Annotated in this window: 17 protein-coding genes; 12 read left to right on the plus strand and 5 right to left on the minus strand. The window is 34.7% G+C overall.

The features are described from left to right. Positions 1-27 precede the first annotated feature (27 nt). Both ilvA and ACQ654_RS15295 read left to right on the plus strand, forming a co-directional pair. Positions 28-1290, plus strand: coding sequence for a threonine ammonia-lyase IlvA (gene ilvA / locus ACQ654_RS15290; protein ID WP_430411212.1), 1263 nt, complete (start codon positions 28-30; stop codon positions 1288-1290). An 11-nt stretch (positions 1291-1301) separates the two neighbouring features. Then, entirely contained in the window at positions 1302-2879 is a 1578-nt protein-coding gene (locus ACQ654_RS15295) for an NADP-dependent glyceraldehyde-3-phosphate dehydrogenase (protein WP_430411213.1), read from the plus strand. 299 nt (positions 2880-3178) lie between these two features. Here ACQ654_RS15295 and ACQ654_RS15300 read toward each other — a convergent pair whose 3' ends face one another. Genes ACQ654_RS15300 through ACQ654_RS15310 form a run of 3 tightly spaced genes read right to left on the minus strand, consistent with a single transcriptional unit; the run spans position 3179 to position 5567 of the window. After that, positions 3179-4321 carry a hypothetical protein gene (locus tag ACQ654_RS15300; RefSeq protein WP_430411214.1) on the minus strand — a complete coding sequence of 381 codons (1143 nt, stop codon included), beginning with the start codon at positions 4319-4321 and terminating at the stop codon, positions 3179-3181. Continuing rightward, entirely contained in the window at positions 4318-5214 is an 897-nt protein-coding gene (locus tag ACQ654_RS15305; RefSeq protein ID WP_430413031.1) for a DMT family transporter, read from the minus strand. Before ACQ654_RS15305 ends, ACQ654_RS15300 begins: the two co-directional genes overlap by 4 nt. Then, positions 5214-5567, minus strand: a complete 354-nt coding sequence (locus ACQ654_RS15310) for an arsenate reductase family protein (RefSeq protein ID WP_430411215.1) — start codon at positions 5565-5567, stop codon at positions 5214-5216. Before ACQ654_RS15310 ends, ACQ654_RS15305 begins: the two co-directional genes overlap by 1 nt. Before the next feature lie 102 nt (positions 5568-5669). Between ACQ654_RS15310 and ACQ654_RS15315 the strand changes: the two genes are divergently transcribed. From ACQ654_RS15315 to ACQ654_RS15330, 4 genes are all read left to right on the plus strand, one after another. Then, positions 5670-6125, plus strand: coding sequence for a DinB family protein (locus tag ACQ654_RS15315; RefSeq protein ID WP_430411216.1), 456 nt, complete (start codon positions 5670-5672; stop codon positions 6123-6125). Between the two features lie 4 nt (positions 6126-6129). Further along, positions 6130-7371, plus strand: coding sequence for a cation:proton antiporter (locus ACQ654_RS15320; RefSeq protein ID WP_430411217.1), 1242 nt, complete (start codon positions 6130-6132; stop codon positions 7369-7371). Positions 7372-7532: 161 nt separating this feature from the next. Continuing rightward, entirely contained in the window at positions 7533-8003 is a 471-nt protein-coding gene (locus tag ACQ654_RS15325; RefSeq protein ID WP_430411218.1) for an HAD domain-containing protein, read from the plus strand. 190 nt (positions 8004-8193) lie between these two features. Next, the gene (locus ACQ654_RS15330) at positions 8194-10038 is read left to right on the plus strand and encodes a cystathionine beta-synthase (RefSeq protein ID WP_430411219.1); all 1845 of its coding nucleotides are present in this window, start codon (positions 8194-8196) and stop codon (positions 10036-10038) included. Positions 10039-10241: 203 nt separating this feature from the next. Here the strand turns inward: ACQ654_RS15330 and ACQ654_RS15335 are convergent, their stop codons facing one another. Then, positions 10242-11885 (minus strand): M1 family metallopeptidase, encoded by a 1644-nt coding sequence (locus ACQ654_RS15335; protein ID WP_430411220.1) that lies wholly within the window; start codon positions 11883-11885, stop codon positions 10242-10244. 96 nt (positions 11886-11981) lie between these two features. Here ACQ654_RS15335 and ACQ654_RS15340 point away from each other — a divergent pair, with 96 nt between their 5' ends. Then, positions 11982-13124, plus strand: a complete 1143-nt coding sequence (locus ACQ654_RS15340; RefSeq protein ID WP_430411221.1) for a cystathionine gamma-synthase — start codon at positions 11982-11984, stop codon at positions 13122-13124. 70 nt (positions 13125-13194) lie between these two features. On the opposite strand, the gene ACQ654_RS15345 is transcribed toward ACQ654_RS15340, so the two are convergent. Then, positions 13195-13983: a THC0290_0291 family protein gene (locus tag ACQ654_RS15345; protein ID WP_430411222.1), complete on the minus strand. Its 789-nt coding sequence runs from the start codon at positions 13981-13983 to the stop codon at positions 13195-13197. Positions 13984-14229: 246 nt separating this feature from the next. Between ACQ654_RS15345 and gdhA the strand changes: the two genes are divergently transcribed. The 5 genes from gdhA (at position 14230) to ACQ654_RS15370 (ending at position 26320) form a co-directional block, all read left to right on the plus strand. Then, a complete protein-coding gene (gene gdhA / locus ACQ654_RS15350; protein WP_430411223.1) occupies positions 14230-15573 on the plus strand; it encodes an NADP-specific glutamate dehydrogenase in 1344 nt (447 codons plus the stop codon). A 194-nt stretch (positions 15574-15767) separates the two neighbouring features. Beyond that, positions 15768-18074 carry a two-component regulator propeller domain-containing protein gene (locus ACQ654_RS15355; protein WP_430411224.1) on the plus strand — a complete coding sequence of 769 codons (2307 nt, stop codon included), beginning with the start codon at positions 15768-15770 and terminating at the stop codon, positions 18072-18074. 5 nt (positions 18075-18079) lie between these two features. Continuing rightward, positions 18080-18799, plus strand: a complete 720-nt coding sequence (gene recO, locus ACQ654_RS15360; RefSeq protein WP_430411225.1) for a DNA repair protein RecO — start codon at positions 18080-18082, stop codon at positions 18797-18799. Then, a complete protein-coding gene (locus tag ACQ654_RS15365) occupies positions 18783-21203 on the plus strand; it encodes a TonB-dependent receptor plug domain-containing protein (RefSeq protein WP_430411226.1) in 2421 nt (806 codons plus the stop codon). The genes recO and ACQ654_RS15365 overlap by 17 nt, the downstream gene beginning before the upstream one ends. Before the next feature lie 170 nt (positions 21204-21373). After that, positions 21374-26320, plus strand: a complete 4947-nt coding sequence (locus ACQ654_RS15370) for a GEVED domain-containing protein (RefSeq protein WP_430411227.1) — start codon at positions 21374-21376, stop codon at positions 26318-26320. Positions 26321-26413: the final 93 nt, after the last annotated feature.

The raw sequence follows: 26413 nt of genomic DNA on the forward strand, positions 1-26413 counted from the left end.
CTTTTTTAATGAACGTATACTTTAGAAATGAAATTAGCAACAACATACGCTCCAACGTTAGCGGCAATTAAAAACGCTGCAACAACACTCAAAGGTATTGCTTCGGTAACACCTTTGAGTTACAATGAGTACTATTCAAAAGAATACAAGTGTAATATTTATCTAAAACGAGAAGATTTACAACAAGTGCGTTCATATAAAATTCGTGGCGCGTACAACAAAATTGCTTCATTAACAACAACACAAATAGAAAACGAAATTGTTTGTGCAAGTGCTGGAAATCATGCGCAAGGAGTTGCGTTGTCGTGTAAATTATTACAAATAAAAGGTACGATATTTATGCCAACACCAACGCCAAATCAAAAAATTGAACAAGTAAAAATGTTTGGTGAAGAGTATGTTGAGGTTGTAATGATTGGTGATGCATTTGACGATGCGTATCATGCGGCAATGGAACAATCGGAACGGTTAAACAAAACATTTATTCATCCGTTTAATGATGAAAAAGTGATTGAAGGACAAGCGACTATTGGCTTAGAAATTTTAAAGCAAACAGAAAATCTAATTGATTATATTTTTGTGCCAGTTGGCGGAGGCGGATTATCTGCCGGATTATCTTCTGTGTTCAAAATGTTGTCTCCAAACACAAAAATTATTGGTGTGGAGCCAAAAGGCGCACCTTCGATGTCAACATCTATTCAAAAAGAAAGAAATACAACGTTAAAAAACATTGAAAATTTTGTTGATGGCGCGGCTGTAAAGCGTGTTGGAGAACTAAATTACACCATCTGTAAAGAAAATTTGCACAACATGATTACGGTTGATGAAGGCAAAGTTTGTCAGACAATTTTAGATTTATACAACAAGCAAGCAATTGTAGTTGAGCCAGCTGGAGCATTAAGTATAAGTGCATTATCGCAATATAAAGATCAAATCGAAGGAAAAAATGTAGTGTGTGTTGTAAGCGGAAGTAATAATGATATTACACGAACTGCCGAAATTAAAGAACGCGCCTTATTATATGCAAACTTAAAACATTACTTCATCATCAAATTTCCACAACGTGCTGGTGCTTTACGCGAATTTGTAGTAGAAATTTTAGGACCAACAGATGATATTACACATTTTGAATATACTAAAAAAACCAATCGTGAAAATGGTGCGGCAGTCGTAGGATTGCAATTAAAAAATGCTGAAGATTTAGAAGCATTAATTACAAAAATGAAATTAAGAAACTTTTATGGCGACTACTTAAATGATAAGCCTGATTTATTTCAATTCTTAGTTTAAAAAAACACTTTATGAACATTCCCGAACAGTATCAAATCAAAGAGACAATAACTCAAAACACATATTTAGTAGCTGGAGAATTAAAACATTGGACAGGTGAAACATCCAATGTATATTCGACCATTTCTTCCACAGAAAACTATCAAAAAACACTCCTAGGAACCATTCCAACGCTAAGCGAAACAGAAGCATTAGAAGCCTTAAATTCTGCGGTGAACGCGTACAATAAAGGACAAGGTTTGTGGCCAACAATGAAAGTAGTTGATCGAATTGCGTGCATGGAAAAATTTGTCACACAAATGAAAACCAAACGCGACGAAATTGTAAAACTTTTAATGTGGGAAATTGGTAAAAACTTAGCAGATTCTGAAAAAGAATTTGACAGAACCGTTGAATATATTTACGATACCATTGAAGATTATACACAAATGGATCGTGATAGTGCCAAGTTTGAAAAACATGGTGGTGTAAATGCGCATATTCGTCGTGGACCACTTGGTGTTGTTTTATGTCTTGGACCGTATAACTATCCACTTAATGAAACATTTGCATTGTTGATTCCTGCTATTATTATGGGAAATACAACGATTTTTAAACCTGCAAAATTTGGAGTTTTATTATTATCACCATTGTTGGAAGCATTTCAAAATAGTTTTCCAAAAGGCGTTGTAAACATTATCTATGGACGTGGAAGAACAGTAGCTTCTCCAATTATGAAAGATGGTAGAGTAGATGTATTGGCGTTGATAGGAAATAGTAAATCTGCGAATGCGCTACAAAGTGTACATCCAAAAAGTAACCGTTTGCGAATGGTACTAGGTTTGGAAGCTAAAAATCCTGCAATTGTATTGAAAGATGCTGATTTAGATTTAGCGATTAGCGAATGTATTGCGGGAACGACTTCGTTTAACGGACAACGTTGTACAGCATTAAAAGTATTATATGTTCATGAAGATATTGTGGATGAATTTAACAAGCGTTTTTCTGAAAAAGTAGATGGATTACAATTTGGAAATCCTTGGGAAGCTGGCGCAAAATTAACGCCGTTGCCTGAACCAGATAAACCTGCATACATTCAAGAATTGATTGATGATGCTACTGAAAAAGGCGCAAAAATCATCAATAAAAAAGGTGGTGAAACGACTGAGAATTATATATTTCCAGCGGTTTTATATCCTGTAACAAAAAATATGCGCGTGTATGAAGAAGAGCAATTTGGACCAGTAATTCCTGTGATTTCTTTTTCAGATATTGAAGAACCGTTGGACGATATGGCAGCTTCAAATTACGGTCAGCAAGTGAGTTTGTTTGGAAAAGATATTCACACATTAGCACCTTTAATTGATACGTTGGTGAACTTGGTTTGTCGTGTAAACTTAAACAGTTCGTGTCAACGTGGACCAGATGTGTATCCGTTTACGGGACGAAAAGATTCTGCCGTAGCAACATTAAGCGTCCATGATGCGTTGCGTTCGTTTTCAATTAGAACTTTTGTCGCTTCAAAAGACAACGACTATAACAATGCAATTTTAACCGAATTGTTACAAGCCAGAGCTTCTAATTTTGTGAGTACGGATTATATTCTTTAAGTGAAGCGTCATGCTGAACTTGATTGAGCATCTCACACGAATTATTTCCGCACGAGTTACAAACTTGCGCTAGCTATAAGAACCAAAAAGCACTAAATTTTACATGTAAAATTTAGTGCTTTTTGGTTCCTGTTGTTTTCCTTCGAGTGATTTTTCGTAATGTGTTACATTGAACGAAGTTGAAATGAAATAAAGAAAAATTGTATCGAGAAGAATGATTGTAAGGAAGCTATTTACCTGTTAATCAAAATATTATTCCGTCATACTTTCTCGTAATGACGTTTTAAAATTAACAAAGTCTACTGCTTAAACGGCGTATGTTCTTTAAACGATTTTATCTTAATATTTTTGATGAAAGGTCGCATTGCCGCATTTAGCAGTGGTTTTTTGTGACGAATGTAGCATGTCAAATCTTGTGGTTTCGCGCCAAGTGTACTTTTAATTTCAGAAGCTGTTCTTCCTAAATTGATACGTGTTGCACCATGCTCAATTCCGATTCGGACATAATCATTTAAAATACGCGGATAAATGGCATATTCTTTATTGAGTGAATAATCCAATCCGATAAAATGTGCATCAAAGTTTTCCTGATTGATCATCGCAGATAAAAACCCAACTAATTTACCTTCTAAGAAATATCCTTTTACAATAAATTGATCGCCGTAACTTTCTTTTAAATGTGTATAGGTGTTTAAATTTAACACTTGCGCGTTGAAATTTGCGTTGGCAATTGTATTTTCATACAACGCTTGCAATTCACTTTTATAATGTTCTACTTCTTGCGCGGTAAATCGTTTTACTTCTAGCTTTTCACTTTTGCTATCGGCTTTGTTCGCTTTAACTCTGTATTTCGATTTTAAAGCATTTTTATAATCATCAAACGATTTCCATTCGGGTTGCAACGTAATAATCATATTCGGCTCCACTTTCATGGGCGAATATTTATATTCTTTCAGTTGATCGGTAAGTTTTAAAGATGATTGTTTAAAGTCTTTTATAAAAACAGCTTGCAACTTTTTGGTTTCTTTCATCAACTTTTTCAGCGCATTTGCCAACGCATGAAACATTATATTGATGTCTTCACCTTCTTTAATAAAAGTTCCGTATTCGCCACTTAAAAAGATGTTTCCACAAAACATAATTCGCAATGTGCTATTGCAAAACAAGCTATTGATTCGTTTTTTGAAGTTATCGGAAATTTTAATGTTTTGGGTAATAGTTTCTACGGGAATCGTGACTAATTGTGTAATGGCAAACGCTGTTGCTTCTTGGTTTTCATTGACAATTATAATATATCTGCACACAATATCATCGTTTGCAGTTTCGTATGCATGCAAAAATTCAGGTGTGTAATATGCGTTATTTGTACACTGTAATTGTTGCCAATATTCTTGTGGAATATCTTTTATGGCATTGAAAAAAAGTGCGTTTGTTATACTCATTTGATAGTCTTGACTTTGTTCATTGAAACAAGATAGACTCCTGCAAAAATCAACGAAGCCGCTACAATTTTAATGAAATTTAGAGAATCACTACCCATAATTATTGCAAAAATTCCTGCAATTACAGGCTGAATGTATAAAAATGTACTTACGGTAGATGCTTTTAGCTGTTTCAATGCTAACGGATTTAGTAAGTATGTCGCAAATGTAGCACCGATAATTACAAATAAAGTTTCAAATATAATATATGGTGAAAAAGCTGTCCAATCGACAGATTCTAATTCTGAAAATCCGAACGGTAATACTAACAAACTTCCAAATAAGAATAACCATTTTATAAATGTAAACGGATGGTATTTTACACTTAATTTTTTGATAATAATAATGTAAATACTATACGAAACCGCGTTTATAAATACAAGAAAATTTCCAAGTGGAATATTGTTTGAACCAGCTACCGATTTTCCATAAACACTTAACACGACTGCGCCCGAAAGTCCTAATATAATTCCAATGACTTTTTTTGGGATGATTTTTTCTTTTAGAAAAATTGCAGAAAGTATCAGTACAATAATGGGTACAACGACCATAATTACGGAAGCATGAATTGGCGTTGTATATTCGAGTCCTTTAAAAAAGGTAAGCATATTGAGCGCAATTCCGAAAATTGAAGCTAAAAAGAAAGTGATAAAATCTTTTCGATCAATTTTTTCTTTGGGCGCAAACATGCTGAAAATCCAGAATAAAATTGCGGCGCCAACAACGCGTAATAAGATAAATCCGAATGGTTTTATGTAACCGCCTTTAATGACATCCGCGGCAAACGTAAACGTAACGCCGTAAAATACCTGAACCATAAAAGCTGCAACAAAGGCAAGGTTTTTTTTTGACATCATTGCGAAATAGCTTCTTTGGCAGCGGCGACTGTTTTAGCGGCGTTTCCAATAAAAATTTGATCATTTACGATAATGACAGGACGTTTTAAAAAGGTATAATGTTCTAAAATATACTGTTTGTAATCTTCTTCACTTAAATTTTGATTCTTTAAGTCCATTTTTTTGTACAACTGAGCGCGTTTGCTAAACAATGCTTCGTAACTACCCGAAAGCGCATGCATTTCTTCCAATTGCTTTACTGTAATTTCTTCTTCCTTAATTCCTTGAAGTACAAAATCGGGAGTTGGTTGAATTTCTTTAATGATTCGCTGACACGTATTACACGTCTTTAAATGATATATTTTCTTCACAGGTTTAAAATTTTAAAAAAGATTATACGAATGAGTCGTAAAATTGCTACAAAGAAAATTCATTTCAACTAAAAATTAATACTTTTAAGAAAAATATACCAAATGAATTTTACAAGAACCATTACATATAAAAATAGAATCATCTTAAAACGATTTTTAAAAGAAATACCTTTAGCCGATTTAAATAAAATTCCAGAAGGATTTTCCAACAATATCATTTGGAATATTGCGCATGTTGTAGTGACACAACAATTATTGATATATAAATTATCAGGTTTGCCAATGCATGTTTCGGAAGAAATGGTATCAAAATATAGAAACAAAACAACGCCTGAAGGTGATGTTACACAAGCAGAAGTAGATGAAATTTATGATTTGTTAGAAAGTTTACTCGTTCAAACTGAAAAAGATATAGAAGCTGATATTTTTAAAACGTACAATGAATATACGGTAAGTTTAGGAACGACATTGACCAATGTGCCAGAAGCAATTGAATTCAATAATTTTCACGAAGGTATACATTTAGGATATATATTAGCACTCAGAAAAGCAATTTAAAACTATGGACTATTTTTTAATTATTACAATTCTTGTTTCTTTAGCGGCGGCTTTTGGATATATCAATGTTCGCTTTTTAAAATTGCCCAATACAATAGGATTAATGTTGATAACAATTGTTTTTACGTTAGCCGTATTTGGGTTAAGTTATTTTGATGCAACCTTGTTAAATGCTGAAAAATACATCATTACACAAATAGATTTTAGAAGTGTGTTGCTCGATATTATGCTGAGTTTTTTACTCTTTGCAGGTGCATTGCATACCAACTTTGAACAACTAAAAGTACAACGGTGGCCAGTATTAGTCTTTGCAACTTTAGGCGTATTGGCATCTACATTTTTGGTAGGAATTGTGATGTATTACATACTAATGCTCACAGGATTAGAAGTCAACTTCATCTATTGCTTGCTGTTTGGAGCGTTAATTTCTCCAACAGATCCGATAGCGGTTTTAGGAATCTTAAAAAAAGCAGGTGTTCCTAAAAAATTAGAAGTAAAAATTGTAGGCGAATCATTGTTTAATGATGGTGTTGGTGTGGTTATTTTCTTGACAATATTTCAAATTGCTTCTTCAGGTTCGGGAAATGTAAGTGTAGCAGATGTAGCAAAACTCTTTGGATTGGAAGTTATTGGCGGAATTGCTTTAGGAGGATTATTAGGTTGGATTACCTACAGATTATTAAAATCGATTGACGATTACGATATAGAAGTCATTATTACCTTAGCAACTGTTATGGCAGGAACGGCAATTGCTCATGAAATTCACGTTTCTGCACCGTTAGCTGTCGTTACTGCCGGATTGATTGTTGGAAACGACACCGTACGTGGAAGCGCAATGTCCAAAGTTACAGAAACCTATGTAGACAAATTTTGGGAACTCATAGATATTTTATTAAACACCATTTTGTTTGTATTGATCGGAATGGAAATGCTCGTAATTGCTTTTGAAGTAAAATACATTGTTGCCGGATTATTAGCAATTCCGATTGTGTTAGCATGTAGATATATATCACTTTTATTTCCGATAAAATTCTTTGAAAAACGACTCGATTTTGTTCCGAAAACCAATCTCATCATGACTTGGGGCGGATTGCGTGGCGGAATTTCCATTGCACTTGCGTTAGGATTAACAGCTGAAATGTATCGTGATTTATTCTTAGTGATCACCTATGTTGTTGTCATATTTTCTATTGTAGTTCAAGGATTAACAGTTGGGAAGTTGGTAAAGAAATTGAAGAAGGATTGACGATTGCGAAACAATCTGTAAAATTGAAAATGAATAATTTGAACAAAGAATCTATATTAAAAATCATTAATACGTCTGACAATATTTTGTTGGCGACTCAAACTAAAATTTGTCTTCCAATTATCAATAAAATTTATAAAATAATTAAGTAAATTTACAATATGATACTGTATTTAGACATAGATGGCGTAATGATTCCCGCGAACTCTTGGAGGAGACCTGAAATCTTGGAAGATGGTTTTCCAGCGTTTAGTTCTATGGCGATAACAGCACTAAATAAAATCATATCCAAAACATGTGCCGATATTGTATTGACGACTTCTCACAAGCACACATATTCTCTAGGTGAATGGTATCATATTTTTAATCGTAGAGATATATTAGTTCAGAATATAAAAAGACTTCCTAAGAATATAAATCACCTAAACAGGAGAGAAGAACTCATACAGTGGTTTGATGATTCACGTTCTAAAGATAAATTTATAATTATTGACGATGATAAATCGTTAAACGCATTGCCTAAAAATTTAAAAGATAAATTAATACAAACTAGTGGTTCAGTAGGTTTAACATATTCTTTAGCAGATGAAGCATTAGATAAAATTGAAAAACTAGAATTAGCGACAAACTAATTAAAGTGCTCTTTTTCAAAATACTATCAAAGGCAACGTAGCTATTTAGCTAAAGTTGCCTTTTTTCATGATCTGTAATTTACAAACAAGCAGTGAAAGCACCTGCAATTTTATACGACAAAACGTTTGGCAACACTTTCAAAAAAAATCTAATTAATGTACCTTGCCAACTTATCTAATGGAGGAAATTATGCAAGACACTAACGTGCTAAATTATATCAAAGACGTTTTAAAAAACATGCCAGCAAATTGGTTGAACCTAACTACGCATCGACTAGATATTTATACTGAAAAATTGGCTAAAGTTGAGTTTTTAGAACAATTTGAAAATTTATATAATGACAATACTTCGGAAGTATCTGCACTGAATGAATTGCCAACAGCATACGATTATATTCGATTAGGACATCCATTATCGTGTGTGTTAGAATGGGGAATTGGGAAACTGTATACTGTTGATACGGAAAATGTAATTTCTTTTTCATCACAAATTACAACGATTTTAGCCATATTAAGAAAAAATTCATTGGATGGAAAACAGACGCAAATTTTCTATACAGATTCATTACCAAACATGTTTAATGCAGAAGTCATCAAGCAAGTTTATGGTTATCATTTCGAAGTAAAAAAAGTATCACACAGTTCAGCTATTCCTAAATTTGACGGAAGCACTATTTTCATTTCGCAAGAAAATGTAATTGCTGCTACCGAAATTCCTTCAAACATTGACTTTTTCATCACGCTACACGATAACTTAGGAAGTATTTTAACAGTAAATGGCGAACAAAATAAAATATATATTTCAGCAATTCAGCATGTGCGAAGAAGAGAAACAATTGCTATGACGCCTGCCAATTGCTTACTTGTTTTAAAAGCATTGGTAGATCAAGCGGCAATTCCATATGAAGAAAGCAACAGAGCTGTTGACAAAGCAAACGTAGCCCAAACAATTCAAGAAATTACAAATGTAAATACAAAGGCTTTAGTAGGTTCTAGTGGACTTTCCATTCAATATGCCATTATGATGGGACTCATTCATGATGCCAACGAAAAGCATCCAGGAAAAGCGATCAAATTTATCGTACCGCCAAACTGTTACGGCGGAACAAACGATCAGGCACGACGCGTAGCAGAATGTTTAGCTCATGTGGAAATTGTAGATTTACCCGTTGATGGAGATAATGATATGGTAAAAAGTGTCAATACAGTTTTAGACCAAATTGCACAGCAAGATGCTGTTCCGTTTATCATTGCGGAAATTCCAACGAATCCGAGAGTGGAAGTTCCTGAATTAATCGCATTAAAATCTGCGTTAGAGAAAGAACGAAAAACCAAATCTGACAAAACTGCAATTGCTCCAGTATTTATCTTAGATCAAACCTTTTGTCCCAATATTCACTTTTTAAGTGAACACAAAATTCTCTCTACGGTAAAAGCGATTTCATATGCAAGTGGCTCAAAATTTCCGAGTGGCGGATTGTGTACAGCAGGATATTGTATCGGGAACGAAAAAGCAGTTGATTTGTTGGAAAAAATAGAGCTACACTTGACAGTTTGCGATAACGAAGCTACGGATTTACAATATGAAATTTTAGCGAAACAAATGCCAAGTATGAAACAACGTATTCAAGATGCATATACGAACACGCGTAAATTTGTAAACTTTATTCATGAAACGTTGCCAGAAGCGAAAATTAATTTTGTTTCGGAAGAATTGGCCTCACAAGGATTTACACCTTCTGTTTTTTCATTAGATCTTCCGACAAAAGGAAATACGGATGAAGAACGAGAAGCGTACAAACGCAGCTTGAATCACAAACTCATCAATAAAATGATTACCGAAATTCCAAACGAAAGCAAATACTGTGTGAGTTACGGACAACTCCAAGGTTGTTATTGGACCATTCCAGCAACGTCAACACAAGGAACTACTAAGGAAGGCGATAAAGATTATATTGCACGTGTAGCACTTTCGCCTAACATGGATTTAGAAAAACATAAAGAAGTATTTCAGGATTTTGTAAAAGAGATTTAAAACCGTCACTTCGAGTGATTTTCGATAGAAAATAGTATCGAGAAGTACTTTTGAAAATGTGTCTTTTATTGCGAATTCACAAATAATTTTTAGCTCAATTTTGTCATTCCTGCGAAGGCAGGAATCCATTTTCAATATCGAGTAGATTCCGCAACAAGTGCGGAATGACATTTTAAAAAGTGAAGTATGTCTAGCAATCTAAATTAATTACTTTCAACTTTTACATAAAAATCGCCATCAATCTTAACAGAAGAAATTTCGTTGCTTACAGTTTTTGTCTGCCAAGAAGTTGACGGCGTTAACCAAACTTCTTTTCCGTTGATAGCAACCAGAACTTTCATGTCAAAATGGTCAGCGCAATTTCGCCAACGGTATTTTAAAACATTTCCTTCAATAGCATATGAAAAAATAGGAATATCTGTAGTTCGTAAATACTGATCAAACACAGCAGACAAATTAATACCTGATTTTTCAGAAATATAATTCTCAATCTGTGCTGTAGTCACGGTTTTATGGTAAAAATCTTTGTTCAAACCTCGTAAAATACTTCGCCATTTTTCATCATTATCAATTAGTTGTCGGATGGTATGTAGCATATTGGCACCTTTATAATACATATCGCCCGAACCTTCATGATTTACATTGTAAATTCCAATAATAGGTCTGTCATTTTGAATGCTTCTACGTGTTCCAATAACATATTCAGAACTTGCTTTCTTTCCATAAAAATAATTCAAAAACAAATTCTCAGCATATGCTGTAAAACTCTCATGAATCCACATATCGGCAATATCAATATTGGTAATATTATTCGCAAACCATTCATGTCCAGACTCGTGCACAATGATAAAATCAAACTTCATTCCCCAACCAGTTCTGCTCAAATCAAAACCTCTATAACCGTTTTTATAACCATTTCCGTACGTAACCGAACTTTGGTGTTCCATGCCCAAATAAGGCGCTTCTACCAACTTATAACTATCTTCATAAAACGGATACGGTCCAAACCAATGTTCAAAAGCTTCCATTGTGCGTTTTGCATCTTTAAACTGTTCTTTTGCTTTGTCCAAATTATCACGTAATACATAATAATCCATATCTAAGATGCCGTTTTCACCTTTATACTTTTCACCAAAATAAACATAATCGCCAATATTAATATTCACACCGTAATTATTAATCGGATTCTGCACATTCCAATGATACGTTTTTGTGTTTTCATTACGTTCTTCCACTTTAATCAAGCGTCCGTTAGACACATTCATTAAATTCTTCGGAACAGTTACACTAATCTTCATGCTATCCACTTCATCATACATATGATCTTTGCATGGCCACCAAACACTTGCGCCCAATCCTTGACAGGAAGAAGCTATAAACGGAAGTCCATTCTTGTCTTTTTTCCAGGTAATTCCACCGTCCCATGGTGGACGTTTGGCAACTTTAGGCTTTCCTTCATAAAAAACCTGTACACTATATATTTTTCCTAATTTTTGCGCTTCCGCGAGATGAATAAAATGCGCATTTCCATCATGTGTAACTTCCAACTCAGTACCATTCTGAACTGCTTTGGTCAATTGTAGTGGTGCTTGCAAATCAACTTGAAGCGTCTTGTTGCGAGATGCAATCACTTTGTATTGAATCGTATTACTTCCAGAAATTGTTTTACTTTCGGGGTTTACTTCAATATCCAAATGATAATGTGTCAAATCCCACCAAGCACGTTCGGGTGTAATTGATCCGCGTAACGTATCTTGCTTTGTAAAATTTTGAGCAAAAACATGTGTGCCAATTAATAGAAACGGTATAAGAAGGTATTTGAAGAAAATGTTATTTTTATGCATCATTTCGACTAAAAATTAAGTATTTATAAAGGTACATTTATAATCGATAAACCAACAGGCTCAACGTAAAATTTATATCAGATATAAAGAAAAAAAGACATGAAATTTAATACAAAAGCAATACATGGTGGGCAACAGCCAGACAAAGCGTACGGAGCTGTAATGCCGCCAATTTACCAAACATCTACCTATGCGCAAAGTACGCCTGGTGGACATAAAGGATATGAATATTCCCGAACGCACAATCCTACACGTACGGCGTTGGAAAATGGTTTGGCAAGTATTGAAAACGGAAACTATGGCTTGGCTTTCGGATCAGGTTTGGCGGCAATTGACGCAATTCTTAAACTATTAAAATCTGGAGACGAAGTACTATCTACAAGTGATTTATACGGTGGAACGTATCGATTATTCACCAAAATATTTGAAAATCTTGGGATCAAATTCCACTTTATCGGAATGGAAAATGCTGCAAATATTGAATCGTATATAAACAAAAATACAAAGCTAATTTGGGTAGAAACGCCCACAAATCCGATGATGAATATTATTGATATTGAAGCAATGGCTACGGTTGCTAAAAAACATAATATCTTATTAGCGGTTGACAATACATTTGCAACGCCTTATTTACAAAGACCGTTAGATTTGGGAGCAGCTATTGTAATGCATTCGGTTACAAAATATATTGGTGGACATAGTGATTTGGTGATGGGCGCTTTGGTAGTAAAGGACAAAGAAATTGCAGCTAAATTATATTTCATTCAAAATGCAAGCGGCGCCATTTGCGGACCCATGGATAGTTTTTTAGCATTAAGAGGAATAAAAACGCTACATGTGCGTATGCAGCGTCATTGTGAAAACGGAAAAGCTGTTGCCGAATATTTAGCAACACATCCCAAAGTAGAAAAAGTGTATTGGCCGGGATTCTCAACACATCCAAACCATGACATTGCAAAAAAACAAATGGACGATTTTGGTGGAATGATTTCTTTTGTAGCCAAAGGAAACAGTTACGAGCACGCTATTAAAATTATACAAAACCTAAAAGTATTCACGTTGGCAGAATCTTTAGGTGGCGTAGAATCGTTGGCAGGTCATCCAGCAAGTATGACGCATGCAAGTATTCCGAAAGAAGAACGAGAAAAAACGGGTGTTGTTGATTCTTTAATTAGATTAAGTGTTGGCATTGAGGATGTTGACGATTTAATTTCAGATTTAGAACAAGCACTATCAATGTGAAAACTATACGTGTAAACATAAAAAAAGCCATTCTTAACGGAATGGCTTTCGTAATGTATATAGTTTCGTTTTAGAAATTCAAATAATAAATGTATCCAACATTAATAATGAATCCCCAATCGTTTGCTTTATTTTCAGGGTATAAATTTTCATCAGGATTTAATCCATCAACCCAGTTTGAGAAGTAATATCTCCAACGTACATCAAGTAACAAATCGGATGTTTCTGTAAACTTATAGCGGGTTCCAATACTTGCTACAACTGACCAAGTTGACCCAGATTCATTCTGATAGGCATTTTGATACTTCACAGGCAAAACACCAGGATCAGTAAGTCGTCCTAAATCAGATTCTACACTTGGCGTAAAATAATTATACTGAACACCTAAAGCCACGTATGGCGCTAATAAATAACCGCCACTTTCAAATTCACGAATACTTCTTGGGAAAAATTCAAGCTGTGTTCCTAAGTTTAGGACACGCGTACTTCCGTGCATGGCGCGTAATTGATCTGCAACTAAGGAAATTTTATCATCACCAACATAACGACCAAAATGTTCTAACTCAACAGTTGTGTACGTTAATTCGTTTCTCACTTTAAAGTGATCATTAAAATAGGTATATCTTGTAAAGCAGTTACATTCAGCACGATACGAGAAGTTTAAGTAATGGACAATTCCAAATTCGAGTCCAACATTACCAATATTTGTCTCAAAATCACTACGCTCTCCATAATCAGATTGGAAAGCATTAGGACCAACGACAAACCCGATTTCATGAGAAAATCCGAATTGCGCATTGGCAGTGTTGACAAATGACAACACTAAAAGTAAGAAAACAGGATAGATTTTTTTAAGCATGTCTAACCAAGATTTTTGAGGCTTCTCAGCAAATATATAAAAACCCTTAAAACAAAAAAATAAAAAGTGTATTAACTATTCTTTATCAATATAAGTTATAGGGTGTTTCTTTAAATAACGTTTCATAATGCGAAAACGTATTCGTATTATCAAATTATAAAAAAAAGAGTGTTTTTTTTTATTTAAATGTATATTTGCATGGTCAAATAATGATTTAAATAAAAATTTGTTAATCAAACTTCGTTTATGGAAGCAAAAATAAAAGACTTTTTAGACTTGGTAAAGCAGACAAACGGTCATGAACCTGAATTTTTACAAGCAGTTCATGAAGTTGCTGAAGCTGTAATCCCTTATATTGAAGGAAAAGATAAATATAACGGGACTAAAATACTTGAAAGAATGGTAGAGCCTGAGCGTGTTATTATGTTCAGAGTTTCTTGGGTAGATGATAAAGGAGAAATTCAAGTTAATCGCGGATATAGAATTCAAATGAATTCTGCTATCGGACCTTACAAAGGAGGATTGCGTTTTCACCCAAGTGTAAACTTAAGTATTCTTAAATTCTTAGCCTTTGAGCAAGTCTTTAAAAACAGCCTTACTACATTACCTATGGGTGGTGGAAAAGGTGGATCGGATTTTAATCCAAAAGGAAAATCTGATGTAGAAATTATGCGTTTCTGCCAAGCTTTTATGTCGGAGTTGTTTAGACATATTGGCCCTAACACAGATGTTCCTGCGGGAGATATCGGAGTTGGTGGACGTGAAATTGGATACATGTTTGGAATGTACAAGAAACTGAGAAATGAATTCACAGGAGTATTGACGGGAAAAGGCATTACTTGGGGAGGATCATTAATTCGTCCTGAAGCAACAGGATACGGAAATGTGTACTTTGCACAAAGTATGTTAGGAACGAAAAATACTTCTTTTGAAGGAAAAACGGTTGTCGTTTCTGGTTCTGGAAATGTGGCGCAGTATGCAGTTGAAAAAGCAACTGAATTAGGCGGAAAAGTAGTAACTATGTCCGATTCTTCTGGATATATTCATGATGCTGACGGAATTGACGCTGATAAATTAGCGTTTATCATGGAATTGAAAAATGTAAAAAGAGGAAGAATTCATGAATATGTAGATCAATATTCGTCTGCAACATTTCATGAAGGAGAAAGACCTTGGGGAGTTGCATGTGATATTGCATTGCCATGTGCTACGCAAAACGAACTAAACGGTGATGAAGCAAAAACATTGATCGAAAATGGATGTATGTGTGTAAGTGAAGGAGCAAATATGCCTTCTACACCTGAAGCTATTGAAGCATTCCACGACGCAAAAATATTATTTGCACCAGGAAAAGCATCAAATGCTGGTGGAGTTGCTACTTCAGGTTTGGAAATGACGCAAAACTCATTACGTTACAACTGGAATCGTGAAGAAGTTGACGCAAAGTTGAAGCAAATTATGAAAGATATTCACGAAGCATGTGAAGAATATGGTACAGATGAAAACGGATACATCGACTACGTAAAAGGTGCAAATATTGCAGGTTTTGTAAAAGTAGCTGATGCCATGATTGCGCAAGGAGTTATGTAATTAGTGCCGTTAAAAAACTAAATAAAAATAAAAAGCTTCCTGTTTTCAGGAAGCTTTTTTGTTACAATAATATATGATAAGCAATTCATTTACGTTATTATTAAATATATTTGGTGAAATATTCTAAAAATATGAACCATATTGTTGAAATTACATCACGGTTCATTAATCAGAATCAATAAAATAAACAATAGATGAAAAGAAGTTTGTATGTGTTATTACTGTTCTGTTATATAACAGTTAATGGACAATCTTTTGAAAATTCTTGGCAAGGACATTATTCATATAATAATGTAATTGACCTCTCAATAAGTTCTGAAAAAATATATGCAGCTTCTGAAAATGCATTCTTTACCTACGACTTACAATCAAATGAAATCGGTAAAGTGTCAACCGTTAATGGACTTTCAGGAGAAACTATTAGTACAGCATATTTTAGTGAATCGGCTCAGAAATATATACTTGGATATGAAAATGGACTTATTGAAGTATATTTTGAAGACACAAAGCAAGTGCAAAAAGTAGTGGATATTGTAAACAAACCAACAATTCCACCAAACAGAAAAAAATTAAATCATATTCTTGAGTACAATGGTATTATATACATTTCTACAAACTTCGGAATTTCTTTATATGATATAGATGCACTAGAATTTGGCGACACCTATTTTATTGGACCAAATGGTAGCCAAATAGAAGTTAGGCAAACAACAGTATTGGGCGAATATATTTATGCGGCTACAGATTCAGGCATGTACAGAGCAATGATTAATGACGATAATCTAATTGATTTTGAGCAGTGGGAACTAGTCATAGCTTCCAACTGGGTAGGAATTGTTACTTTTGGCGATGAGTTATATGCGATAAATGCAAATAGAAGAATATACAAATACAACGGAACAACCTTTGTGTTGCAAGTTCAAATACCTCAATATGCTACAGCTTTAGAGGATTTCAAGATTAACGGTTCCTACTTAATAGTTGTAAACGACACAAAAGTTCATGTGTATGACAATCAACTTATAGAAGTATTAGAAGTAGATACACTAGAAGAATATCCAGATATTGAATTCAATTCGGCTTTAATTTTAAACAACAATATATACTTAGGTACGGAAACAGAAGGAATGTTAGAAACGGCTTTTCCAATGCCAATGGCAATAAATCAAATCCTACCTGACGGACCATTACTAAACAATGTATTTGCACTAAAAGCAATACCAAACGAATTGTGGGTTGTATATGGAGATTACAACACTGGGTACAATCCGTATCCGTTGGACAATAGAGGTGTTAGCCATTTGCAAGACATGTCGTGGGTAAACATTCCATACACACCAGAATTTGATGCAAAAAGTTTAGTGCATGTTACAGTAAATCCGTCCAATACAAGTCAAGTATTTGTAAGTTCATTTTTTTCAGGAATACTTCAAATAGAAGACAACGAACCTGTAAACATATTAAATATTACAAATAGTGATTTAGAATCGTTGGATATTGGTGTGCCAACATATATTGATATCAGAATTGGTGAAACTAAATATGACATCAATGGTGATTTGTGGGTATTAACATCCAAAATTGAAAACGGAGTCAAAGTATTAAAAAGTAGCGGACAATGGGAATCATTCTCTGTAGCTGAAATTATTGGAGATTTTTTCGGTGGTGAAAATGGATTGTCAAAATTAGAAATTACAGATGGTGGTATAAAATTTATCGCAACACAGTCACACGGAGTATTAGCTTTTGATGAAACACGTAGTCAAGGTTCACGTTTTATTTCAATGGTTGAAGAAGAACAAGGAAACCTGCCATCGACAGATGTTCGAGCATTAGCATTAGACAAAACAGGGAACTTATGGATTGGAACAACCAAAGGAATTCGTGTATACTTTGGTGCAGACAATATTTTTAATGACAGCAATCCGCAAACCAACGACATCATCATTGTTGAAGAAGATGGTGTGCCAAAAGAATTACTATTTCAACAGCAAATAACAGATATTGAAGTTGATGGATCTAATAACAAATGGATTGGAACATCTTCATCAGGAGTGTTTTATATGTCGCCAGATGCTACAGAAACACTAGCGCATTTTACAAAAGATAACTCACCATTGCCAAGTAATACAATCACTGATATTGAAATCGATTCTGAATCAGGAAGAGTATACATGGGCACTACAAAAGGAATTGTATCTTTTCAAGGAACTGCAACAGGGCCAAAAGAAACGCTAGAAAATGTATACGCGTTTCCAAACCCTGTACGACCAGGATTTAACGGAAACCTATCCATAACAGGTCTTACAAACAATGCAATTGTTAAAATTACCGACATTGAAGGAAACTTAGTGTATGAAGCTACTTCAGAAGGAGGAACATTGCTTTGGGATTTAACAGCTTTCGGACGACACAAAGTTGCTTCAGGAGTCTATCTAATTTTAATAGCAAATGAAGACGGTTCAGAAACGAAAGTAACCAAAGTAATGGTTGTTCGCTAAACAGTATGTTAGTCACTACAAAAGCAATTGTAATCTCAACCATAAAATATGGCGATGCAGGTGTAATTGTAAAATGTTTTACGGCTTCTGATGGCATAAAAAGTTACATGCTTCGTGGAATTCTTAAATCAAGAAAAGGAAAACTTAAAATAGCGTACTTTCAACCTTTAATGCAGTTAGAAATTGTTGCAAATCATAAAAACAAAGGAAGTTTAGAATACATAAAAGATGTAAAATCGGTATATCCGTACACATCTATCCATACCAACATATCCAAAAGTGCAATTGTATTATTCTTGTCAGAAGTACTTAACTATTCCATCCAAGAAGAGGAAAAAAATGATGCATTATTCAAATTTATAGAAAATGCTTTGCAGTGGTTAGATATTCATGATGAAATTGCAAACTTTCACTTAGTATTCTTGGTACAATTAACCAAATACTTTGGCTTTTATCCTGAAACGGAAAACATTCAAAAAAACTACTTTGATTTACAAGAAGGACAATTCTTAGACAATCTTACCTTAAATGAATGCATCACAGGCGAAATTTTAACATCGTTCAAACAGCTATTGGGCATAAAATTTGATGCACAACATACCATAATGTTGTCTTCTCACAGAAGAAATGAAATTCTTGCGATATTCATTCAATATTTTAAATTACATTTGCAAGGATTTAGGCAACCAAAATCAATGGAAGTGTTACATGAAGTATTCAAATAAAATAAAAGGTATTGCGTTTCTAATTTCTTTTATTTTTTCTACAGCTATTTTTGGTCAAGAAATTCAAGTAAAAGATATCACCAACGATAGAAATATATCTAGTGTTGATGTGTATAACGCAGACCAATCTAAAGGTGGAATCACCAATGCTAGAGGGAAAATAGATATATCCTCTTTTGGAGCTAATGAAAAAATTACTTTTCAGCATATCTCCTACCTTCCGGTTACGTTTACCAAAGCGGAAATTATTCAAAATAAAAACAAAGTATATCTTGTAAAAGGAACTGAAGAATTGTCCAAAATTGTCATTTCTGTATCCAAGTGGGAACAAGATAAAGAAGAAGTACCCAAAAAAATTGTAAGTATCAGCAGTAAAGACATTGCCTATGCGGCTCCACAAACGGCGGCAGACTTACTTGAAAAAAGCGGTAAAATATTTGTGCAAAAAAGTCAACTTGGTGGTGGAAGCCCAATGATTAGAGGGTTTTCTACAAACCGATTGCTACTTTCAGTTGATGGTGTACGAATGAATAATGCCATATTTAGAGGTGGAAACATTCAAAATGTAATTGCAATTGATCCGTTCAATGTGAGCAATACAGAAGTAATTCTTGGGCCAGGTTCTGTAATTTACGGAAGTGATGCTATTGGTGGTGTCATGAATTTCTATACAAAATCGCCACAACTATCATGGAATGAAAAAACAATTTTCTCTGGTAATGCAGGTGTGCGTTATGCATCTGCTAATACAGAAAAAACGGGTCATGCAGATTTTAATATCGGAATCAAAAAATGGGGGTTTCATACAAGTGTAAGTTATTCTGATTTTGATGATTTACGCATGGGACGAAACGGAAACGATCGTTATCTCAGACCTGAATTGGTAACTCGAATCAATGGAGAAGATACCGTAATTACAAATGATGATCCATTAGTACAACGATTTACAGGATACAATCAACTAAATCTTTCACAAAAAATAAAGCTTGTGCCAGATGATATTTGGGAATTTGATCTCGGATTGCATTACTCAGAAACATCAAACTATCCAAGATACGACAGACTCATTCAATACCGAAACGGAACATTGCGTTACGGTGATTGGTTTTATGGACCACAAAAATGGTTCATGGGGAATTTGCAAACACAGAAAAAAGGAAACAATACATTCTATGACAATGTAAAATTTACCAATGCGTATCAGCACTTTCAAGAAAGTAGAAACAATCGTTTATTTCAAGATGCAATCCTAAACACAACGGAAGAAAGAGTAGATGCAATATCATCAAACTTAGACTTTGAAAAACGTTTCAACCCAAAAATAAAAGTATTTTACGGATTAGAATATGTATACAACAAAGTACATTCTGATGGACATGATAGAAACATAGAAACGGGCGAAATTACAGATGCGCCTTCTCGTTATCCTGATGGCGCAACATGGCAATCCATGGCGGCATACATGAGTGCGGAATACAAACTGCATCCGAAATTTACCATTCAATCAGGATTGCGTTACAATCACATACTAATTGATACAGATTTTGATACTACATTCTTTCCATTTCCATTTACGGAAGCAACCACAAATACAGGCGCTTTTACAGGAAGTATAGGATTTAGTTGGGTTCCGGAAACGTGGCAAATAACAGCAAACTTAGGAACAGCATTTAGAGCACCAAACATTGATGACATCGGAAAAGTATTTGACTCTGAACCTGGTTCTGTAGTGGTGCCAAACCCAGATTTAATGCCCGAATATGCGTACAATGCAGAAATAGGAATTCAAAAACGGATCACTGATAAATTTGATTTCAGTTTCACGGCTTTCTATACATTATTGGACGATGCATTAATTCGTAAAGATTTCAATTTAAATGGAGAAACAGAAATTGTTTACAATGGTGAATTGAGTAATGTGCAAGCCATTCAAAATGCTTCAAAAGTATTTACGTACGGATTTGAATTTGGAATCAAAGCGAAGATGACAAAAAACATTAAACTTACTGCCGACTTAACAATTCCAAGAGGTGAAGAAGAACAAGCAGATGGTACAAAAGTTCCGTTACGACATGTTTCGCCAATATTTGGAAACTTTCACTTAATATACAAAAGCGACAAACTAAAATTTGACGTATTTACCAATTATAATGGATCCATAACATTTGAAAACTTAGCACCTTCCGAACGCAGCAAAGCCTACTTATATGCAATAAATGAAAACGGAAATCCATATGCGCCTTCATGGCTAACGCTAAACGCAAGATCGAGTATAGAAATCACTAAAAAAATTAATTTCACAGCATCTTTAGAAAATATCACTGATCAGCGTTATAGATCGTATTCTTCGGGTATAACAGCGCCTGGTCGAAACCTAATTTTAGGACTAAACTGTTCCTTTTAAAAAAAAGTTGTACAGAAAAATAGTATTAATTTTAGCACTTTATGAAATTTAATATAACATTTAACGACTATTTAAGTGTTTTTATCTAAATTAATTGAATCTATTCGAGCTAATATTAGTTAAATTACTGTAAAAAAAGTAAATTTATTGCGCCTTAATTCCTTACTAAAATGAAAAAAGCTTATTTATTAGTAGCATTTATGCTATGCTTTGCTTTTGTAAAAGCACAACCTTATTGTACCTCTTCGGGTAATAGTGTTGTTGACGAATACATAAGTGAAGTTCAACTCAACGGAACATCATTAAATTTTGATACTTCTTCACCCGGTGTCGGATACACTAACTTAACAGGATTACCTCCTGCTGATTTAACAGCTGGCGTATCAAGTTCAGTTACAGTAACAAAATTCTGGACAGGAACCATTTACGACGAAGGAATTGGTGTTTGGATCGATTACAATCAAGATAATGATTTTACTGACCCAGGAGAATTTGTATTTGCAGACGGAGCCAGTATTGTGTCTCCCAGAACAGGGAACTTTACAGTTCCATTAACGGCAACCGCAGGAAATACGCGTATGCGTGTTCGATTACAATATTTTAATACGCCAGGAACTGTACCAAATACTCCTTGTGGAACATATAATTTTGGAGAAGTAGAAGATTACACAGTAAATATTGTTATACCAGTGACGCCTCCAGATATTTATGTAAGTGGAAATAGTATCGAAATTGCAGATGGAACACTTACTACAACACCTACAGATAATACTGATTTTGGTAACGGAACAATAAGTACAGACGTAATTACCCGAACATTCACCATAGAAAATATAGGTACATCATCAACTGACTTAGTGCTAACAAATCCACCAGTAAGTTTAGGTGTTGGAAGTAATCCTGCATTTGCTATTTTATCACAACCTTCAGATTTAGTGCTCTCCGCAGGTGAATCAACCACATTTCAAGTAACCTATACGCCCACGCTGGCAGGACCAGCCACTGCACAAATAATTATAGACAATAATGATCCTGATTTATCAGAACAATTATACACTTATGCTATATCTGGAAACGGAATTTTGCCATTTGTAAGTCCTGGAAGTGTATCGAGCAACTTACAGTTGTGGTTAAAAGCTGATACAGGAACCTCACTCACAGGAACGGATGTTGATAGTTGGGCAGATCAATCCGTGAATGGTTTTACTGCTGTTTCTCAAGGATCAGCAGATGCTCAATATGTAGCCAATGGCTTAAATTTTAATCCTGTATTGCAATTTACTGGGACTCAATTTCTTAATGTTGGAGATCAACCAGAGTTAGATTTACAGCCACTAACCGATGAAATGACAATAATTACCATGGTAATTACCAATGGAACATCTACAGGTACAGTATTATGTAAAGGAAATAACAGTATTAGAAATTACCAAGTTTGGTTTGGTGGTACGGATCGAGTATTGCACCATACATTAGGTAGATCTGGAGCTTCAGGAACACAGCAAGCAGTTCGTTGGGGAACTATTTATGCATTAAACGAACCAAAACTGACTTCAGGTGTTATTGCTGATACTGGTGATCCTAATACAAGATTAACACCTTATGTAAATGGAATATTAGATGTGGCAAATCGTAATGACGGAGTACAATCTGGAGACGCTTCAGGTGTTGATGTGTTAATCGGAGCTCGTAGAGGCGGTAATGGAAATACTGGTTCTGGTTACAGATACAATGGAGAAATTGCAGAAGTAATAATATATGACAGAGATTTATCTACTGCTGAACTTGAAAAGGTTGAATCATATTTAGCAATCAAATATGGAATAACACTAGGGTCAAATGATGCTTTTTGGGATACTCCTTCCAATACTTCTTCTCCTTTTGGATATGCAGGTACAAGTAAAGATTATATCGATTCCAGTGGAAATGTAATTTGGGATGGTAGTGTAAACGCAGGATACGGGTACAATGTATTTGGTGTAGCACGTGATGATAACTCAGGACTGTTGCAAACAAGATCAAGTAGTGTAAATGTAAGTCCTGCAGATGTATTAACAATGGAAGTCGAAAGTGGAAGCTTCGTATCTAACCAAAGTTATTTAATTGTTGGAAATAATGGTCTAGCAGAAAGTATTCAAACAACTACTTTGCCAGCACGAACCTTAGGAATGTTAAACAAAATATGGACAGCTCGTGAAAGTATTACAGATGTAGGTACAGTGCAACTAGAGTTTGATATGAGTGCAAGCGGAATACCAAATCTTAACGATTTAGAATTGTACATTGCTGATGATGTAGCTTTTACTAACTATGAAAACTTTACAGGAACAAATACTGGAGGTATTTTAACATTTACAGGTGTAAATTTGGCCGATGGTCAGTACTTTACACTAGCTGAACCACAACAAATTACAGGCTCAAATGCATTGTTCTTTGATGGTGTTGATGATTATGTTGAAGATAAAACACCAGCTACTGAAGGACTATCAGACTATTCTGTAATGGGTTGGGTAAAAAACCCAGGACAAGCAGCAACGGTATCAAGTAGAAGAATTCTTGGAGTTACGGATCAATTTAGATTTTTCTTAAAATCAGGAGAACTTGGAATTCAAGAAGGACAAACAGTTTCTGTCTCTTCCACAACGAGTCCAACGATAAGAGATTGGGTTCATTTTGCCATAATAGTAAATGCGGGAACAGGTTTTGCAAGATTCTACCTCAATGGTGTATCCATTGGAGGAGGAAGCGTGGATCCATTAACACCTAATCCAAATCCTTTCCGAATGGGAACACAAGGAAATATCGATTATTTTAGAGGTTCTATTGATGAAGTAAAAATATTTGATGTTGTACTAACAGAAGACCAAATGCGCCAAATGATTTATCAAGAAGTACAACAAAATGGTCTCAATGTTAGAGGAACAGAAATCCCTAAAGACATTGAAGACTTTGATACAAATGCAAACGTTCCTTGGTCATCGTTAGTTGCTTACTATAACATGTCCGACATTAAAGGAAACCGTATAGAAGATCAATCGCCACTTGGAGATAATGATGCATTCATGAAAAATATCACAGCTTTGGAAGCGCAAACTGCACCATTACCATATGTTACAACTGCTGACGGAAGTTGGGAAGATGATGCTACTTGGGAACACGGAACAGTATGGGATACACCTGCATTGGGAATTAATATAGGTGGTGTTAGACAAAATTGGTCAATTGTTAGAGTAAGCAATGATGTAGACATCAATGCTAGTTACTATACTTTAGGTTTATTTGTTGATTCAGGAAATAGACTAATTGTAAACGGTACAAATCCTGTAATTACAAATCCTTCACCTTTTGCTTTTACTGCAGGATCTGGATTTGGAGTCCACAATAGTTGGTATACTGAAGTAGATGGTGTATTAAAATTAAACGGGGAAAGTCAACTTATACAACAAACACATAGTGATTTGGCAACTTCAAGTGCTGGTTACATTGAAAGAGATCAACAAGGAACAGCTAGTAGATATACTTACAACTATTGGTCATCTCCTGTAAGTGTTATTAATACAACTTCAAATAATCTAGACTTTACACTTGGTGGTGTGTTCTTAGATGGAACAACACCAGCTTCGCCAGCAGCAATTACATGGACAGCTGACGAAAATGGAATTGTCGGACCTCCAATTACATTGAGTACACGATGGATATACAAATTTGTAAATGGAGCTGATGAAGATTACAACGCTTGGCAATTTGTTAGGAATACAGGAGCAATATCGCCAGGAGAAGGATATACTATGAAAGGTACATCTGCTACAGCAGCAGAAAGAGAAGAGCAAAACTATGTATTTAGAGGAAAGCCAAATAATGGAGATATAACAGTAAGTCCATTAGGAGATACAAACTTATATTTAGTAGGAAACCCGTATCCAAGTGCGTTGGATGCTGATCTATTCATAGAAGATAACCCAAATATGGAAGGAACAATTTACTTCTGGGAACATTGGGGTGGAGGAACACACACGTTATTAGATTATCAAGGTGGATATGCAACATATGCATCAATGGGACCAGGAATGGGTGTAGGTACACCAGCAATGTCACATCCAGCATTAGGTGCAGCAGGATCGGGAGAAAAAACTCCAAAAAGATATATACCAGTTGGACAAGGTTTCTTTGTACAAGGTGATAACAACGCTGGAAACGGAGTGACGACTACTGTAGAGTTCAACAATTCACAACGATTATTCATACCTGAATACATCTCTATTTTTGAATTTTCAACATTTGTAAGAGGAACAAACGATGATCCTTCTCTTGATGTAGGAACAAGTGTAATTCCAGAAAATGAAAATAGAACTACTACTCATACTGATGTCAGTGCAGAAGATGATGATACAGTTACGCTGGATGATATTTATGAGGAATACAATATTGTAAAAGATTACAGAGAAAAAATTCGTTTAGGATACACAAATCCGCAAGGATTTCACAGACAAATAGTTGTAGTGTCGCATAGAGAAGCTTCAGATGCCGTGGTAAGAGGTGAAGAAGGTGAATCTATTTATGTTGCCAGTGATGATATGTATTGGTATTTAGAAAATGATGAATATGTGATTCAAACTATAAATAAATTCCATAACAGCAGAGAAATTGCACTTGGTTTCGTTTCAGAAAATGGCGGTACTGGTACCATCAATATTGATCAATTAGAAAACATTGATAGCAGTCTTGAAATTTACATTAAAGACTTACTTAATGGAACAACGCACGATTTAAAAGCAGGCAACTTTAACATAACGCTTCCTGCTGGAGAAACAAATGATCGTTATGCATTGGTTTTCCAACCTGAAAACACACTAAGTGTCAATGATCAAATTCTTCAAAATGGAATCACAATGTATACAGATACAGAAACGGAAGAAATTGTAATTACAAATAATACAGACATTCAACTAGAAGGTATTGATATGCACACCATTCTAGGACAACAAATACTTTCATTAAAAGACGGAATGAATCAAAACACAATTCGAATTCCTATTAATGACAAAGCAAGTGGTATTTACATTATAAGTATCTATTCTGAAAAAGGAAAAATTAGTAAAAAGCTAGTCGTCCAATAACACAGAAACGAACTCATAAAAAAGACCACTTGATTTTCAAGTGGTCTTTTTTTTGTGTAAAACTCAATTTTGAGAAATCAGGAAGATGCACTC

The sequence above is a fragment of the Kordia sp. genome, from assembly GCF_965283645.1.
GTDB lineage: Bacteria > Bacteroidota > Bacteroidia > Flavobacteriales > Flavobacteriaceae > Kordia.